Below are 18114 nucleotides of genomic sequence, written 5' to 3'. Positions count from 1 at the left end.
TATAATATATAGTAAGAATGCAGTAAAGAAAGGGGGATGTCGGAAAGTGGTATATTTAAACGACAAACTCAGCGAAACAAAAGTGTTTAAAGACCCAGTACATAAATATGTGCACGTGCGTGATCGCGTTATTTGGGATTTAATCGGAACGAAAGAATTTCAACGCTTGCGCCGTATTAAGCAGCTTGGAACGACATTTTTTACATTTCACGGTGCAGAGCATAGTCGCTTTACTCATTCGTTAGGTGTATATGAAATTATTCGTCGTATGATTGATGATGTGTTTGATGGCAGACCAAATTGGAATGCTGAAGATAGATTGTTATGTTTATGTGCTTCATTACTTCATGATGTTGGTCACGGCCCATTTTCTCATTCGTTTGAAAAAGTATTTTCGTTAGATCATGAGAAATTTACGCAAAAGATTATCGTTGGTGATACGGAAATTAATCGTGTATTAAGCCGTGTGGATAAAGATTTCCCGCAAAAGGTAGCAGATGTAATTGCGAAAACATCTACTAATAAATTAGCGATTAGTATGATTTCAAGCCAAATTGATGCTGATCGTATGGATTATTTATTAAGAGATGCATATTTTACTGGTGTAAAGTATGGGAACTTTGATATGGAACGTATACTGCGTGTCATGCGCCCGTATGGTAATCAAGTTGTCATTAAAAATAGTGGTATGCATGCTGTAGAACATTATATTATGAGTCGTTATCAAATGTATTGGCAAGTATATTTCCATCCAGTAACACGTAGTGCAGAAGTAATTTTAACGAAGATTTTACACCGAGCTAAATCACTGCATGAGAAGTATTATGCGTTTAAATATCATCCTGTTCATTTCTATTCTTTATTTGAAGAAGAAGTAACAGTAGAGGATTATTTAAAGCTAGACGAGAACGTAATGTATTATTACTTCCAAGTATGGCAAGACGAAGAAGATCCAATTTTAAGTGACTTATGTCGCCGTTTTATGAATCGAAATCTATTTAAATATGTAGAGTTTACAGATAAACACGGTTTAGATAATTGGATGGAATTAAGTAGCTTATTTAAAAAGATTGGACTAGATCCAGAGTATTATTTAGTTGTTGATTCAACATCGGATTTACCGTATGACTTTTACCGCGCAGGAGAAGAAGAAGAGCGTCTGCCAATTTTACTTCTTATGCCGAACGGGGAACTTAGAGAGCTTTCGCGTGAATCGGATATTGTTGAGGCGATTACAGGTAAGAAGCGAACGGATCAAAAGCTATTCTATCCACATGATTTAATCTATGAAGATGGAAGAAAAGGAAAATATAAAGAGAGAATTATCGAGTTGTTAGAAGGAAAGAAATAAGAAGCAGCTAAGAGCTGCTTCTTATGAAAAAACTTGAAATTATTTGTCGCTTAAGCGTTTTCCGCCAACTGCATAATGGTTTTTAGACATTTCTTCGATGAAAACAACGATGTTTTCTTCAGGAGCACCAGTTGTTTCGCTTACTGCTGCTGTTACTTTCTCAGCAAGAGCTTTCTTTTGTTCTTCTGTGCGTCCTTCTAGCATTTTCACTGTTACGTATGGCATGTACAATCGCTCCTTTTATGTAAGTTACACTCTTATTATAGCGGATTATGAGGAAGAACAATCGGAAAAACAAATAATTTCTTTTTTGGACATATTGAAGAGGAGATGAACTATGGATCAGTTATTTAGATATCCGTTGCACCAAATTCCATTGGTAGCAATGGCGATTATTATTGCACTATCTGTGCATGAATTTGCACATGCGTATGTTGCATATAAATTTGGAGACGATACAGCAAAGAAACAAGGACGATTAACGTTATCACCGATGGCTCATTTAGATCCTATCGGGATGATTGCTGTATTAATTCTTGGATTCGGTTGGGCAAGACCAGTGCCTGTTAACCCGTATAACTTTAAAAGACCGCGTCTTGCGGGAATATTAGTTTCTATTGCGGGACCGATAAGTAATCTTATTTTAAGTGCAATTGGTTTAATTATTTGGTATAGCTTAATAACGTTTGGTGTGTTAGATGCGGTTCCACCTGCAGTAGCAGATACGTTAAGTCAGTTCTTCCAAATTTTCATTGGGCTTAATATTGTTTTACTTGTATTTAACTTATTACCGATTCCACCACTTGATGGGTATCGCGTTGTGGAAGATTTAGCACCAGCAAATATTCGTGCGAAAATGACACAGTATGAAAAGTATGGATCAATTGCGTTATTAATTCTTGTTATTACACCGCTTAGCAATTACACAATTCAGCCTATTTTCAATGTAGTTATTCCGTATGTATTAGTATTTTTACAAAGTATCATTGCGCCTATTTTCGGGCTCCTATAATTATTAAGTGAGGAGGAATTTACATATGACAGAGAAAAAGAAAAAAATCGGTTTTAATATCGTGAAGAATGACTCCACAGATGGACATGGTGGATTTGGTGTTGGGGCATTAAGCCTAGAAAATATTTCTCCTGTATTTGTTGATGTATTAGAGAAAACTGCGTTCGTTGATATCGGTGCGATGCATGCACGTAGTACGGTAGAAAAAGGAATTAAGTTTTTAACAAATAAAGATGAAGTTCCAAACGGAAAACCATTTTGGCTTGTTTGGGTAACGATTGAAAGAACACCAAACGGTGCATATTACGCAGGTGTAACTGCTTGTGAAATGACAGTTGATCGTGAAATTCGCCGCGGATATAAATCACTTCCAGAGCATGTAAACAAAATGGATAAATCACTAAAGCGTCACATCATGATTGATCATATGGATGAATCATCTAAAAAAGTACTTGGTACATTCTTAAAAGAGCATAATGAAGCAATTTGGAATGAATCTAGTGAAGAATTGCGACGTGCATTATTAGGTGAATAAAAGAAAAGGATGTCTCATTAGTCGATTTTTGACTAGTGAGGCATCCTTTTTATTTTGTGAATAGGACTATGGGATATGAAAATATATCAGCAATTCGACAAGAAATATCAATAGCCTTCTTTCTTACCACGGGAGATATTTTTTCCACCAACCCGTCTTTTTCTTTTCTTCACTAACCTTTTCGAATTCTTCCTTACCATCAACGTGATCCATACAGTACTCTGTTGGCTCTGTACCTTTTGCGAAATACATCTTCACAGAAATGGGACAATTTTTTGTCGCAATCTTACCGTTTTCAGGGTTAACGTCGACAGCAACAACATCTGTTGGTTGTTTGAACTCTTTTTTAGGCTGTCCATCTAATCCTTTTTCCATTGTATCGGTCCATATTTTTTTCGCGTATCCTTGTTCTGCTACATTTGAAATGGATTTAGGTTGATCGTATCCAATCCAAACCCCTGTTACAAGTTGCGGGGTAAATCCAATCATCCAACTATCAGTTTCTGTAGAGCCAGATTTCCCGGCATATGTTCTTGATAGTTTTGATAACATCGATTGACCGGTCACAGCGGCATAACTGCTTAGTTTTTTATTAAACATACCTGTCATCATTTCTTCCATCACAAAAGCTTTGCTTTTATCTAGAACTTGTTTACTTTCTAAATGAGCATCGTATAGCATATTTCCTTCATGATCAACGATGCGCCTTATAAAGATTGGTTTTACTTCTTTCCCGCCGTTTGCAAACATGCTATAAGCATTGACCATTTCAATTGGCTTTACAGGAGATGTGCCGAGAGCGAGAGACGGAACATCTTTTAATGCGCTAGCGATGCCGAATTGCTTCGCTGTTTTTGTAAGAATGTCTTCGCCTAAAAATAAATTCGTCTTCACAGCATATACGTTATCAGAAACAGCGAGTGCTTGTGCCATTGTCACAAAATCGTCTGCATAATAGTTTTTATAGTTTTTTGGTTTATACTTTGAAACACCGTCACCTAAAGTGAATACCGTGTATTCGCTTTTTAAGCGTGTGGCAGGGGTGAATCCTCGTTCTAAGGCTGCATAATATAGGAAAGGCTTGAATGTAGACCCGGGCTGACGAGCGGCTTGTGTAGCCCTGTTAAATTGACTCGTATTATAATCAGTTCCACCAACAAGGGCAGCCACTTCACCCGTTTTTGGATTCATAGAGACGAGGGCAGTTTGGATGTTTGTTGTTTCAGGTATATGATTTTTTACAGCTTGCTCTGCTACAGATTGTAATTTAGGGTCTAGTGTTGTATAAATACGCAAACCACCTCGCTGTAAGGCTTGCTCATCTAATCCGATATCACGAAGAAGGGAAGCTTGTACAGCATCTTGGAAATAAGGTGCAATTTCTGCAACTTTTTTCGTATCCAATGAGGCAAAAGTAAGTGTCTCTTTTTTTGCTGAGGCAGCTTGCTGTTTTGTAATATACCCTTGTTCTACCATTTCATTTAGTATGAGAGATTGACGCCCTTTAGCACGCTCTTCTTTTAAAAAGGGAGAGTAGAAACTGGGTCCTTTCGGAATGCCGGCGAGCATACTAGCTTCTGCTAATGTTAATTCTTTTGCAGTTTTATCGAAATACAGGCGGGAAGCAGCTTCAATTCCGTAAGCACCATGCCCGTAATAAATTGTATTTAAATACCCTTCTAAAATATGATTTTTATTATAGTTCACTTCAAGACGAACGGTATACATTGCTTCTAATAGTTTACGCTTCCACGTTTTATCATGATCTAAGTATAGGTTACGAGCATACTGTTGTGTGATAGTACTAGCACCTTGTACTTTTGCCATTGCTTTTAAATCGGCAACAATGGCACCAGCAATGCGCTTCATATCAAAGCCATGATGTTTGTAGAATCGTTGATCTTCAATAGATAGTGTCGCCCCTTTTACATAAGGAGAAATTTCATCGAGAGATACATTATAGCGTTTTTGCATTTCATTACTTTGTCCTATAACAGTGTCATCATTAGCGTAAAAGACACTCGTTTGCGGAACCGCAACAGGGGGAGGTCCCATAATTTTTGCGGCTACAATGATAATAAAAAAGGAAAAAACGAAAAAAAGAACACAAGAAAACATTACGGTGAAGAAAAGACGTTTATATTTTTTAAGTTTTGGATTCATAGTTTGATCCATCTTTTTCAGCCCCTCATTAATACAAGCATTATTGTATTAGTATTGAGGGTTTTCGTTTATTTTAAACAATGAAATTTCCAAAATAAAAAGAGCCCCTTCATTTAAGAAAGGAGCTCAAAAGCACGCGCTGGCCAATCGGTAATAATAACATCTACGCCATAATCAATCATAGTTTGTAAATCTTTATATTCATTAATGGTGTAAGGACGAAAAACGTATCCTTGCCCCTGTGCTAATTGGACAAACTCTTTCGTTAATAATTGAAAGTTTGGATGTAATCCAGTTGCCCCACGTTTTTTTGCTTCAGCAATAGGATCTGCAAGTGGTGTATCGTACAAAATCGCTCTTGGAATTTCTGGAGCAATTTCTGCTAATAATGAAACGGAATCGTGGTTAAATGATGAAAATGCAATTTGATTGGATAGATGATATTCACGAACGAGAGCGACGACCTTTTCTTCAATAGTTGGATAGTGAATAACATCTGTTTTTAATTCAATGTTAAGTTGTAAATTTGTTGTAGAGAGCCAAATAAATACTTCTCGTAACGTTGGGATTTTTGCCTCATGGAAAGAAGGGTCTTTATGGCTACCAGCATCTAAAACTTGTAATTCTTCTACAGTTTTCTCAGAAACAAGTCCCACGCCATTTGTTGTACGGTCCACTGTTTCATCATGAATAACAACTAGTTCACCATCTTTTGATAGATGAACATCAAGTTCAATTCCGTGAGCACCAATGCGTTCAGCCTCTTGGAAGGCAATCATCGTATTTTCTGGGTGTGTTCCTTTTACCCCGCGATGAGCGAAAATAAGTGGTTTATTCATTTGGAAATCTCCTTATCATCTCTTTTCTTTCATTATGAAACTGCTTTGAGAAAAATACAATTCATATGACAAACATTTACAAAAGTATAATAGTTGCACAATAGTTAACGTTAACGTAAAATGTAATAATCCGGTGAAGGGAGGAATACACATGTATAAAATTGATGAAGTAACAAAGCAAGTCGGTTTAACAAAGCGTACACTTCGTTATTATGAGGAAATTGGTTTAATTCATCCCCCAGAACGCAGTGAAGGGAATATTCGCCTGTATACAGACGAGGACATTGCAAGAATTAAAAGGATTGTGGAAGCGAAAGAAGTGCTAGGAATTACGCTTCAAGAAATGCAACATTTCTTATCGTTAAAAGAAAGAATGGAACAAAGAAGAAATAGTGAGAATCCGCGTGACCGTGAAGTGATTCAAGAAATTAAAGAGATGCTTGAAGAACAAGTGCAAACGTTAGACGAGAAAATGGAGCAAATGCATCGCGTGAAGGCAGAGCTAGAGGATAGTTTAAGCCGTGCAGTTACATTTTTAGAGAATACAAAAGGAGAGTAATCAAAATGGAGAGCAAACAAAAATTAGGGAGATTGATTACAGTGGTGGCTACCTTCCTTGCCTTTTCAGGTATAGGGGTAGTCGACCCAATTTTACCAAGTATTGCTGAACAAATTGGTGCATCGCATTGGCAAGTCGAGATGTTATTTACATCATATATTTTAACGATGGCAATTATGATGTTACCAGCTGGAATATTTGCATCAAGATTTGGTGATAAACGAATGATGACGATTGGTCTTGCGATTGTGACTGTATTTGCATTTATATGTGGTATATCGCAAACGATTGCTCAATTATCTCTTTTCCGCGCTGGGTGGGGATTAGGAAATGCGATGTTCTTCGCAACAGCGATGACATTATTAATTGCATTAAGTAAAGAAGTTCATGAAGCAGTAGGACTATATGAAGCAGCCATTGGTTTAGGGATGGCAGGTGGACCATTATTAGGCGGAATATTAGGTGGACATTCTTGGCGTTACCCATTTTTTGCGACGAGTATTTTAATTTCCTTAGCATTTATTTTAGTTTTCTTTTTTGTAAAAGAACCGGAGCGAAAAGTGAAGCGTAAAGCAGCAGGCATGGGGGAATTACTTAACTTGGTGAAGTATAAACCGTTTATGCAAGGTGCCATCTCAGGGATGTTATATTACTACGGATTTTTCGTTGTTTTAGCCTATTCACCACTTATTATGCACTTATCTGCTATTCAATTAGGATTTGTATTTTGTGGATGGGGATTAGCGCTAGCTTACGGATCAGCAATTTTAGCACATAAGCTAGAAGGTAAATATGAACCAAAAGCAATGTTAAAGGGTAGTTTACTCGTATTTGCGATGTTATTAATTGCACTATTCTTCGTAAAAATTATGTGGTTACAAATCGTGTTAATCGTTCTATCTGGATTAGCATCAGGATTAAACAATGCGTTATTTACAAGTTATGTAATGGATATTTCACCTTATGAAAGATCTGTTACATCAGGTGTTTATAACTTCGTTCGTTGGTTAGGAGGCGCGATTGCTCCAATTTTATCAGGAGTCATCGGTCATACAGTTTCGCCGCAAAGCCCGTTTTTAGTCGGTGGAATTGTTGTGTTAGTCGGTTGCGTTATGATCTTAATTCCAATTCGTAAACCGGTAGAAATAGAGACAAAAGCCCTTTCTTAAGAAAGGGTTTTCTTTCCTATTACAGAGCAAACCTTTTTCGCATATATGTTAGAACCCTCTGACTAAAATATATTTTCGGTATTTTTGTACTTTTAACTATACTTTTTGGATGTTTTGTTTTATTTTTGTTAGGGGACATTAATGATGTCCCTATTATAAATTTGCAGCGAAAGGCGTGATTGTACGATGGAACTATGGTTCACTGAAAAACAAACAAAGCATTTTGGAATTACGGCGCGTATTAACCGCACATTACATACGGAGCAAACAGAATTCCAAAAACTTGATATGGTTGAAACGGAAGAGTTCGGAAACATGCTTATTTTAGACGGCATGGTTATGACAACAGAAAAGGACGAGTTCGTTTATCATGAAATGGTAGCGCACGTACCTTTATTTACACATCCAAACCCTGAAAACGTATTAGTTGTTGGCGGAGGCGATGGTGGTGTTATTCGTGAAGTGTTAAAACACCCAAGCGTGAAGAAAGCAACTCTTGTTGAAATCGATGGAAAAGTAATTGAGTACTCTAAGCAGTACTTACCATCAATTGCAGGTGCATTAGATAATGAACGTGTAGAAGTAAAAGTAGGAGACGGTTTCCTACACATCGCAGAAAGCGAAAACGAATATGACGTAATTATGGTAGATTCTACTGAGCCAGTAGGCCCAGCAGTAAACTTATTTACAAAAGGCTTCTACGCTGGAATTTCAAAAGCGTTAAAAGAAGATGGTATTTTCGTTGCCCAAACGGACAACCCTTGGTTTACACCAGAACTAATTACAACTGTATTTAAAGACGTAAAAGAGATTTTCCCAATTACTCGTCTATACACAGCAAACATTCCGACGTATCCAAGTGGACTTTGGACGTTCACGATCGGATCTAAAAAACATGATCCATTAGAAGTAAGTGAAGAGCGTTTCCACGAAATCGAAACGAAATATTACACAAAAGAATTACACAATGCAGCATTCGCACTACCGAAATTTGTTGGCGATTTAATTAAGTAAGAGCGTTAAATTGAAATAAATAAAGTGTAAGTAACTCATTTAAGGTGTTTGTCTAGAAGGCTTGAACATGCTAGTTACTTACACTGCTACAAATGAAGTAGTCTTCTTGTAAGAAAAAGAAGGCACAGGTAAATCGAGAAAGAGGAGTTATAGGCTCCAAATTTGAGAAATAATGAAAGGTTGGGATACCTTAAGTTCCACACAAGGAGGAAAAGAGTATGCGTTTTGATGAAGCTTATTCAGGTAAAGTATTTATAAAAAGTCATCCAAGTTTTGAAGAGTCAAAGGCGGTTATTTATGGGATGCCTATGGATTGGACAGTAAGTTTTCGTCCAGGATCTCGCTTTGGCCCTGCACGTATTCGTGAAGTATCAATCGGTCTTGAAGAATATAGTCCGTATTTAGATCGTGAACTAGAAGAGGTAAAGTACTTTGATGCGGGTGATATTCCATTACCATTTGGGAACCCACAGCGCAGCATAGACATGATTGAAGAATATGTAGCAAAACTATTAGATGCCGGTAAGTTTCCACTAGGTCTCGGCGGAGAGCACTTAGTGTCTTGGCCAATTTTTAAGGCAATGGCAAAAAAATATCCGGATTTAGCAATCATCCATATGGATGCTCATACTGACTTACGTGAGTCATATGAGGGAGAGCCTTTATCCCACTCTACACCAATTCGTAAAGTGTGCGATTTAATTGGTCCGGAAAACGTATATTCTTTCGGTATTCGTTCTGGAATGAAGGAAGAATTCGAATGGGCAAAAGAAGTAGGTATGAACTTATATAAATTTGACGTATTAGAACCGTTAAAAGAAGTATTACCGAAACTTGCAGGACGCCCAGTCTATGTCACAATTGACATCGACGTATTAGACCCAGCTCACGCTCCTGGAACAGGAACATTAGAAGCTGGAGGTATCACATCTAAAGAACTATTAGAGTCCATCGTAGCAATTGCAAATTCAAATATAAAAGTAGTCGGAGCAGACTTAGTAGAAGTAGCTCCAGTCTACGATCATAGTGATCAAACACCAATCGCAGCAAGTAAATTCGTGCGGGAAATGCTGCTCGGTTGGGTGAAATAAAAGTGAAGCCGACTGTTTAGACCCGGTGACTAAGGTTCTTTCCTACAAAAGGTGCTTTTTACCTTTTGGCAGGGAAGGTCCTTAGACGCAAGGGTCTAGAAGGCGTAACTGGATAAAATAAAAGCGGAAGCGGCTTGCTCAGAATCGCAGGAGATTCTAGCCGTTGTAGCTGGATAGAGTAAAGGCCTCCTAGATGACTAGGAGGCCTTTACTTTTGTCGTTATGTGTCGGTAAGTCGATATATTTAAAAAATCGCTGATATAATTCAAGTTGCGGTCGATATATTCGAAAAATCGCTGATATAATTTCACTTACCGTCACGAGACATCAAAAAAACTATTCTCAAACGATGAGAATAGCTCTTTTTCTTATGCAACTTTCTCTTCCGAAGTAATGCCGCGAATTTCATCAGCAGAACGGATTGGATATTTGCGGAACACAATCGAACCGACGTATCCAACAATTGTGGTAACGATTCCGCATAATACGGCAGCAATCGTTACTTTTATTACATCATTAAATCCGAACAAGACGAGAAGTCCTGGAATTGGTGATGCTGTCCCTGGTGCATTATTAACGAGCTGGAATAGCGACGTAATAATACCGGCAAGCGCACCGCCAACAAAGTTTGTCATATAGATAGGAATTGGGTTTGCTGAGACAACATCGGCTTGTGTTAACGGCTCGATTGCCACAGCGATTGTATCTTTCTTTGAACAAATTTTTAGTCGTTTAAAGAAAATAAAGTTCATTGGGGCAGAAGCTGCTACGGCAAGACTACCAATTGCCATTGGTAAACCTGTTAATCCAAGCATTGCAGTTAGTGCCATAGAACTTAATGGAGATGTAGAAATAACTGTGATTAATCCACCAAGCATAATACCCATAATGATAGGACTTTCTGTAGTTGCAACTGAAATCATAGAACCGATTTTACCGAGTGTTGCGTTAACGAGTGGATCCATAAGCATAGCCATTCCACGTGAAATTGGTGCGGCAATAAATAGAATTGCTAAAAATTCTACACCAGCTGGTAATTTCTTTTCGAGAAATTTCACGACGAAAGCACAAACATATCCAGCGAAAAATCCTGGTAAAATACCGAATCCACTAGTAGCTATACCGATTAAAACAGCGTATACGGGTGAAACACCGATTGCTAATGCTACTAAAATCGCCGCTGCGACACCGCTCATACTACCAGAAGCTTCTCCTACTGATTGTAAAAAGTCATTATGAAACATTTCTCCACCGATATAACGGTGAAATGCCTCAATAAGAAAACTCGCGATTGCTGCATTAGCTAAAGCACCCATTGCTTTCATTCCGTAAGGAGCACGGTAACTAAAAAGTGTAAATAGACAGAGTACAACAAGTAATAGTGCTAAACCTTGCAAGATAGCCATTTGAAAACTGTCTCCTTTGATTTTTGTAATAAAAATTCGTATCATTCAATAATAATATAAAAGTTTGTTAAACGGAAAAACTTTTTGCCCGGAAATTGCTGTAAGGTGAAAAATCCTTACAATAATGTAAGGGAAGTGTAAGACATTTCGATGGAGTATAGTATGCTTTTTTTCGTATAATACAGGTATAGACATACGGTTAGTGAGAAAGAAGTGCAAACAGGAGGCGCATTTATGAAATTGGTCATTAAAGTTTTAGCTGTGTTCGCCATTATTTTAGGGGGAACAGCATATTATTTAAACACAAAAACAGAAGGGGTACATGCTTTTGTAGACAACTTCTTTTCAAATAAAGAAATACAAGATTATTATGCAGTTATAGATAAAGGTGAGAAAAAAGACGATGAATATTTGTATACATTTAAAGGGTATACGGAAGACGGAAAGCTACAAATTATTAAAAGAATAGTGAACCGTGAATTGCATACAGGTGATTTTATAAAAATTTATGCAAAGGGTATGCAAGGAAAAGGATGGGCTGAAATCCCGAAAGAATCAATCCCGCAAAAGGCATTACAAAAAATAGAAAAAGTTTAAAAGGAGCGAACAAATCGCTCCTTTTTTAATTCGTTAAAATTGTAATAGATGTGCTCTTTGTATTAGAAGTGATTGTTGCTCTTCCGCCAATGGGAAAAGTGAAAATAGGAGTTGTATGCCCAAAACTAGCATTTGCAATGATAGGTATATGTTTAAGTTCTACCTTTGAAGCAATCATTTCTTGAATGTCTGCTATCGCACATTCTGCTCCTTTTTGCATTCTTCCTATAACAATGCCTTTTACATGTTCAAAGTCGGGTTGCTGCATAAGAGAATGTAAATATCGATCAAAAGTTTTAAGGGTAGCTTTTTCTGTTAAACTATCCTCTTCAAGAAATAAAATTTTGTCCTGTAAGTTAGGCATATATGGCGTACCTTGTAGTAAATTAAATGTGCTCATATTACCACCAATAATATCTCCTGTAGTTTCTCCTTCTTGAATTGAAACATATCCTTCATTTTTAATAAATTCTCGATTTTCCTGATCAATATACCAAGAATCATCGCTCCATGTTTCAGCCGGCAATATTTCAATAGGCTCATTAGAAGTTAAGCATTTTAAAAAGTAATCGGTCGTATAATCGAGGCCTTTCTCCATTCCAAATGAAGAGAAGTGAGGACCTGAATATGTAACTAAGCCTGTTTTAGCATAAATCGCGTTAGTTAAAGCGGTAATATCAGAATAACCGCAGAAAAACTTCGGATTTTCTCGAATTAAATCATAATCGAGATGTTTCAATAAACCGTTAGAGTTGTATCCGCCAAGTGTCGTCAAAATTGCTTTTACATTAGGATCTCTAAATGCTTCATGAAGATCTTGAACTCGTGAAGCAATAGAGGATGAAGAAAAGCGATCTATTTCTTCAGCATTTTTTGAGAATGTAACGTGAAAGCCCATATCGGTTAATCTTTTTGTGGCAAGCTCTCGGTTCGTATTTGAGACAATACTTAAACTACAAGATGGTGAAATAACCCTTATTTCATCACCTTTTTTTAATTTTGTTGGTATCACCAAATTCACCCCTTTAAAGTGAAAGAATATTTAGATTTAAAAAACATTTTAACATATGAAATAAAGTGAAGGTGAATTATTTTTTGAAAAGGAGTTTTCCTGATTTTTCAGCAGACAGACAGAGTCTTTTTTTGATATGATAGGAAAAGTGATTTATTATAAGTAGTATTTAATATCTATAACATTTGAAGGGTGTGCAAGACGTGAAGAAACAACTTGCAGGCTTGCCGGTACACGTTCATTTCGTAACAGAAATCCGTGAAGGGGCGAGGAAGGAAACCGTTGCTTTTGAAGCAAATGGTCAATACTATGTAAAAGGTCAAGGTACATATATAACATTCCAAGAGTCGAACGAACAAGGCGAAGTGAAAACAATTATTAAAATTCAAGATGAACAAGTTCTCATTATGCGTTCAGGTGCTATTTCTATGCGTCAGACGCATGTGAAAGGTGAATGGACAACTGGTACGTATACGAGTGAGCTTGGTACATTTGCATTGCAAACGAAAACCGATAACGTTCTTTTTAAATGGTCGGATGAAAAGAAAAAAGGACAACTCTTCTTAACGTACGCATTGCTTCTAAGTGAACAAGAGGCTGGCAGATATACAATTACAATTAATTTGAAGGAGGCAAAGTAATGAATTCTTTAGAACAAGTAAAAGAATTGATTAAAGAAGAAATTCAAGCTGCTGTATTAAAGGCAGAATTAGCGACAGAAGAACAAATTCCAAACGTTGTATTAGAATCGCCAAAAGATAAAACAAATGGTGACTTCTCTACAAATATGGCAATGCAACTTGCACGCGTTGCGAAAAAAGCACCTCGTATGATTGCAGAAGAATTAGTTGCAAACTTCGATAAAGCAAAAGCTTCTATTGAAAAGATTGAAATCGCTGGTCCTGGTTTTATTAACTTCTACATGGATAATAGCTACTTAACAGACTTAATCCCAACAATCGTTAACGCTGGTGAAGCATACGGTGAAACGAATACTGGTAAAGGTGAAAAAGTACAAATTGAGTTCGTATCTGCGAATCCAACAGGCGATCTTCACTTAGGACATGCACGTGGTGCGGCAGTAGGGGACACTTTATGTAACGTATTAGCAAAAGCAGGATACGATGTATCTCGTGAGTACTACATTAATGATGCTGGTAACCAAATTCATAACTTAGCTCTTTCTGTTGAAGCTCGTTACATGCAAGCTTTAGGTTTAGAGAAAGAAATGCCAGAAGACGGTTACCATGGTGCGGACATCATTGGAATCGGTAAACGTTTAGCTGAAGAGTTTGGCGATCGTTATGCAAAAGCTGATGCAGAGGAAAGCTATGAATTCTATCGTTCATACGGTTTAAAATATGAGTTAGCAAAACTTCAAAAAGACTTAGCAAGCTTCCGTGTTAACTTCGATGTATGGTTCTCAGAAACATCATTATACAAAAACGGAAAAATTGATCAGGCTCTTGCTGTATTAAAAGAGCGTGACGAAATCTTTGAAGAAGGCGGAGCAACTTGGTTCCGTTCAATGACTTACGGTGACGACAAAAACCGTGTATTAATTAAAAATGACGGTTCTTACACATACTTAACGCCAGATATCGCTTACCACCGTGATAAATTAGAGCGTGGTTTCGATAAGCTAATCAACATTTGGGGTGCTGACCACCACGGTTACATTCCTCGTATGAAAGCTGCTATTCAAGCGCTAGGTTACGATAAAGAAACACTTGAAGTAGAAATCATCCAAATGGTACAACTGTACCAAAATGGTGAAAAAATGAAAATGAGTAAGCGTACAGGTAAAGCAGTTACACTTCGTGAGCTTATGGAAGAAGTAGGCGTGGACGCAATGCGTTACTTCTTCGCAATGCGTAGCGGTGATTCTCATTTAGACTTCGATATGGACTTAGCTGTATCAAAATCTAATGAAAACCCAGTATACTATGCACAATATGCTCATGCTCGTGTATGCAGTATCCTTCGTCAAGGTGAAGAGTTAGGATTAGCTACAGGCGGAGACGTGAATTACAAACTTGTTACTTCTGAGAAAGAAGTAGAGTTACTGAAAAAACTTGGTGAATTCCCAGCTGTAGTTGCGGATGCAGCGCAAAAACGTCTGCCACACCGCATTACAAGCTATGCATTTGAATTAGCTGCAGCATTACACAGCTTCTACAATGCAGAAAAAGTATTAAACCAAGATAACTTAGAATTAAGTAAAGCTCGTTACGAATTAATGAAAGCAGTACGCACTACACTTCAAAATGCATTAGCAATCGTAGGAGTATCTGCACCAGAAAAAATGTAGTAGACAAAAGAAAAGATACTTATTTTTGTTTAGAAGTGATATACAAGTTGATATAAAGACATCTAATCAGTCTATAGACTGATTAGATGTCAAAGAAAGAAGATCAACGAAAAGACGTATGGGGGAGAACCTCACGTACGTCTTGATGAGGGGAAACTGACACAGAAAAAGAGATGGCAGAGCTGTCTCTTTTTCTGTGTCAGTTTTCTAATATAAATACATGTGACAAAGATATGTTATGGTGATGAAGTGAAAATAGTAAAATACCAATTAACTATTGATTTTTAGGGACGATTCTAGAATAATAGACTGTTGGGGGTAAGATTATCAAAAAATCCATATATGTATTATTAGTTGGTGGAATGTTACTAGGAAATGGTGTGATTGTTGTAAAAAACATTGTTACAGCTATGCCAAATACTAAAATAAAAATTCATCTAACCAAGTATCTAACCAATTAGTAATTAATCTTGAAAACTTCCAGCTTAGTCAAGAAACTAGGGGGGTATGTTTAAGATAGTACATATAGTACAATTAAAGTTTTCATGATTTGATAAAAAATAATGAAAGGATATAAATCTCTCGGTTTTGATATTATCATCATATATAAGCTCATTTTAATTCTTCGACATAGCCATGGAACCCATTAGGCAAAGTTTTTTTCTCGACACTCATTTATATACTCCAAAAATGAAAAGGCTGAATTTCGTATTTCTATGCGATTTACATGAAATCAGTTGACAATCATACTCTTTTTTAGTTACCCCCAAATTCGGTCCACTGTATTCAAATTTGGAGAATATGACTATCATCTTGCATAGGCAAACAATACTTCATCCAGGGCGTTTTTAATTACATAATGCTGGCGGTGGAACGCTTTTTGTTCTACTTGTTTAGGTGTGTAGGTCGGCTGTGTGACTAAACACAAAAGGTTTTAACATATGACCAATTTCACCGTAACTTATAATGGCAGAAAACGCATCTTCAATAACATCTTTTAGAATACGAGTATCCAAGTATGTTTCACAGTTCGAACTTTCCTTGGCTGATATGCTAATTTCGATTATAGATGGTACTTCTTGTTATTCTTTATGAGGATAAGTAAGGAAGTTGACCAAATGCATATTTACTGTGAAGTAGCTAGGCCATACTTGTCGACAATGAAATTTTTGCATTTATAGAGCAAACGTTTGCGTTGGATTTGAAGGAATTTCTAAAATTTCACAGCATAATAAGACGACAATGGCTGTCATGAGCTTTATCGTGATTGCTTTTCAAATTGTCTTCTTCTAGCTTTGAAGTTATTCTGAGGTCCGTTCATGTGTACTTGTAATTTGAATTCCTTTATCAAAATTTGTCCTGTATCTGTTTTTGTTAAACAGTATATACGATAAATAAAATGCCGGAGAAATTAGATGAATCTATATAAAAGTCAAACTGCAATTTTTTAAGTAATAGAAGGATTGAAAAAGAGAAAAAGATGATAATAGCTGTCAAACAAGTTTTAGTAAAGTGGCTTAATGACATTGAATAGTAGAATCTTTGTCATAGTATGCTTGTACCAGGATCTATCTATTTTTAATTTTATAGGAGGATAACATAAAATATGTATTTAAAAAAAGTTACTTCGATTTTTTCGATTATAATGATTTTTATGTTTACTATAGGTCAAAGTCTTTTACCTATAGTAGCAAATGCACAAGAGCTAAACACAGCAGGACTTGTGGATAGTTTTCAGATTGGTAAAACAAATCTAAGTACCACAGAACGGACTAAGGTAACTGTAAACTTCAGTGAAAAAGATGGACTTAGGCTGAAGCCTGGAGACACACTAACATTAACACTGCCTCCAGAATTAAAAGGATTAGATAGGGAGTTTCCATTAGATGACTATGGTACTTGTAAAGTCACTGCAGGTACTGTGGTATGTACATTTAATGATAAAGTGAGTACACATGAAAATATTCAAGGGTATTTAAACTTTTTCGTGGAAGCTACGAATGTAGGAACGGATCAAAAGAAAGAGATTGAAACCAATTTCGGTACAACTGTAGATAAGCAATCTGTAACAATTACCGGTCCAAGTAGTGGTGGTGGTACAGATCCTGGAACGGGACCGTTTTTTTATAAAACTGGTGACATGAACTCAGGTAAGGACGGTGTAGTGCGTTGGTTCTTGAATATAAACTTAAATAAAGAAGAGTTAAGTCGCGATATTGTTGTGACTGATAATTTACAGGAAGGCCAAACACTTAATAAGGATAGTTTCTATATAAGTGTAGATAATCATCTAGGTAATCGATATTTAACGCTACAAGAGTTTGAAGGGCAAGGTTACGGAACGATTACCTTTACTGGTGAAAGATCATTTAAAGTTGTGCTTAATAAGGATAAAGCACGTCTTGCCGCCTTTTCGATTGGTTATACATCTACTATAACGGAAGCCGGAAAGAAGCAAGAGTTTTTTAAGAATGATTATACGATTGATTACCAAGTTTGGAACAAAGATCCAGTTAATGAATCGGGCAGTTACCCAGTCGAAAATATGGAAGCTAGCGGTGGTGCTACTGGTAACAAGGTTCCAAAAGGAAAGCTGAAAATTGTTAAACATATTGAAGGAAATAAAGAAAAAGTAATCCCGAATGTTTCGTTTAAGTTGTATAAAGAGTCTGGTGAACAAGTTGGGGGCGAATATAAAACAAATGAAAAAGGGATAGTTGAAACTCCTCAATTATCACCAGGTAAATATTATGTACAAGAGGTTTCAGCTCCAGACTATATTGATTTCGATCCTCAGAAAAAAGTAGAGTTTGAAATAAAATCAGATGATGAAAATGGAGTCGAACTGGATATTCCAAATAAAGTGAAAACTACATCTGTTTCAGGGACGAAGACGTGGTATGACTACAACAATCAGTTCAACACACGCCCACCAAGCATCACAGTTCAATTGCTTCAAGGTGATAAAGTGTTTAAAGAGCAAGAAGTAAAAGCTGATCAAGAAGGAAACTGGAACTTCAGTTTCAAAGATCTTCCGAAGTACGATGAACAAGGA

Annotated in this window: 16 protein-coding genes; 11 read left to right on the top strand and 5 right to left on the bottom strand. The window is 36.8% G+C overall.

From position 1 onward, the window contains the following. Nucleotides 1–46: 46 nt before the first annotated feature. The gene (locus tag AC1DTM_RS06375; protein ID WP_002113111.1) at nt 47–1351 is read left to right on the top strand and encodes an HD domain-containing protein; all 1305 of its coding nucleotides are present in this window, start codon (nt 47–49) and stop codon (nt 1349–1351) included. Nucleotides 1352–1390: 39 nt separating this feature from the next. Here AC1DTM_RS06375 and AC1DTM_RS06370 read toward each other — a convergent pair whose 3' ends face one another. Then, nucleotides 1391–1576, bottom strand: coding sequence for a 2-hydroxymuconate tautomerase (locus AC1DTM_RS06370; protein WP_001147171.1), 186 nt, complete (start codon nt 1574–1576; stop codon nt 1391–1393). A 112-nt stretch (nt 1577–1688) separates the two neighbouring features. Here AC1DTM_RS06370 and AC1DTM_RS06365 point away from each other — a divergent pair, with 112 nt between their 5' ends. Then, on the top strand, nt 1689–2363 hold the full coding sequence (locus tag AC1DTM_RS06365; RefSeq protein ID WP_002113109.1) for a site-2 protease family protein: 675 nt from the start codon (nt 1689–1691) through the stop codon (nt 2361–2363). 25 nt (nt 2364–2388) lie between these two features. Then, complete coding sequence (locus AC1DTM_RS06360; protein ID WP_002113108.1) at nt 2389–2898, top strand: YwhD family protein; 510 nt, start codon at nt 2389–2391, stop codon at nt 2896–2898. A 123-nt stretch (nt 2899–3021) separates the two neighbouring features. On the opposite strand, the gene AC1DTM_RS06355 is transcribed toward AC1DTM_RS06360, so the two are convergent. Together AC1DTM_RS06355 and AC1DTM_RS06350 are read right to left on the bottom strand one after the other, a co-directional pair. Further along, nucleotides 3022–5073: a transglycosylase domain-containing protein gene (locus AC1DTM_RS06355; RefSeq protein WP_002113107.1), complete on the bottom strand. Its 2052-nt coding sequence runs from the start codon at nt 5071–5073 to the stop codon at nt 3022–3024. Nucleotides 5074–5174: 101 nt separating this feature from the next. Next, complete coding sequence (locus tag AC1DTM_RS06350; protein ID WP_016106744.1) at nt 5175–5900, bottom strand: glycerophosphodiester phosphodiesterase; 726 nt, start codon at nt 5898–5900, stop codon at nt 5175–5177. Nucleotides 5901–6051: 151 nt separating this feature from the next. Between AC1DTM_RS06350 and AC1DTM_RS06345 the strand changes: the two genes are divergently transcribed. The 4 genes from AC1DTM_RS06345 (at nt 6052) to speB (ending at nt 9733) form a co-directional block, all read left to right on the top strand. Continuing rightward, on the top strand, nt 6052–6459 hold the full coding sequence (locus AC1DTM_RS06345) for a MerR family transcriptional regulator (RefSeq protein ID WP_002159740.1): 408 nt from the start codon (nt 6052–6054) through the stop codon (nt 6457–6459). A 5-nt stretch (nt 6460–6464) separates the two neighbouring features. Then, nucleotides 6465–7628, top strand: coding sequence for an MFS transporter (locus AC1DTM_RS06340; protein ID WP_367959100.1), 1164 nt, complete (start codon nt 6465–6467; stop codon nt 7626–7628). A 186-nt stretch (nt 7629–7814) separates the two neighbouring features. Next, on the top strand, nt 7815–8642 hold the full coding sequence (speE, locus tag AC1DTM_RS06335; protein WP_000424696.1) for a polyamine aminopropyltransferase: 828 nt from the start codon (nt 7815–7817) through the stop codon (nt 8640–8642). Nucleotides 8643–8860: 218 nt separating this feature from the next. Next, entirely contained in the window at nt 8861–9733 is an 873-nt protein-coding gene (gene speB, locus AC1DTM_RS06330) for an agmatinase (RefSeq protein WP_016106742.1), read from the top strand. A gap of 368 nt (nt 9734–10101) precedes the next feature. Here speB and AC1DTM_RS06325 read toward each other — a convergent pair whose 3' ends face one another. After that, nucleotides 10102–11139, bottom strand: coding sequence for a PTS sugar transporter subunit IIC (locus AC1DTM_RS06325; RefSeq protein WP_002034865.1), 1038 nt, complete (start codon nt 11137–11139; stop codon nt 10102–10104). A 234-nt stretch (nt 11140–11373) separates the two neighbouring features. Here AC1DTM_RS06325 and AC1DTM_RS06320 point away from each other — a divergent pair, with 234 nt between their 5' ends. After that, nucleotides 11374–11736, top strand: coding sequence for a YxeA family protein (locus tag AC1DTM_RS06320; protein WP_002113100.1), 363 nt, complete (start codon nt 11374–11376; stop codon nt 11734–11736). 25 nt (nt 11737–11761) lie between these two features. Here AC1DTM_RS06320 and AC1DTM_RS06315 read toward each other — a convergent pair whose 3' ends face one another. Further along, nucleotides 11762–12748 (bottom strand): S66 family peptidase, encoded by a 987-nt coding sequence (locus AC1DTM_RS06315; protein ID WP_016106741.1) that lies wholly within the window; start codon nt 12746–12748, stop codon nt 11762–11764. A gap of 203 nt (nt 12749–12951) precedes the next feature. On the opposite strand from AC1DTM_RS06315, the gene AC1DTM_RS06310 reads away from it, so the two are divergent. The 3 genes from AC1DTM_RS06310 to AC1DTM_RS06300 all read left to right on the top strand — a co-directional run. Further along, nucleotides 12952–13389: a YwiB family protein gene (locus AC1DTM_RS06310; protein ID WP_016106740.1), complete on the top strand. Its 438-nt coding sequence runs from the start codon at nt 12952–12954 to the stop codon at nt 13387–13389. Then, nucleotides 13389–15059, top strand: a complete 1671-nt coding sequence (argS, locus tag AC1DTM_RS06305; protein WP_088099735.1) for an arginine--tRNA ligase — start codon at nt 13389–13391, stop codon at nt 15057–15059. The genes AC1DTM_RS06310 and argS overlap by 1 nt, the downstream gene beginning before the upstream one ends. A 1606-nt stretch (nt 15060–16665) precedes the next feature. Continuing rightward, on the top strand, nt 16666–18114 hold a 1449-nt coding region (locus AC1DTM_RS06300; protein WP_477000103.1), incomplete at its 3' end, for a collagen binding domain-containing protein.

This window comes from Bacillus sp. P4_D3, from assembly GCF_056401855.1.
Note: the sequence above shows the minus strand (reverse complement) of the source record. Positions and strands in the feature narration are given on the sequence as shown.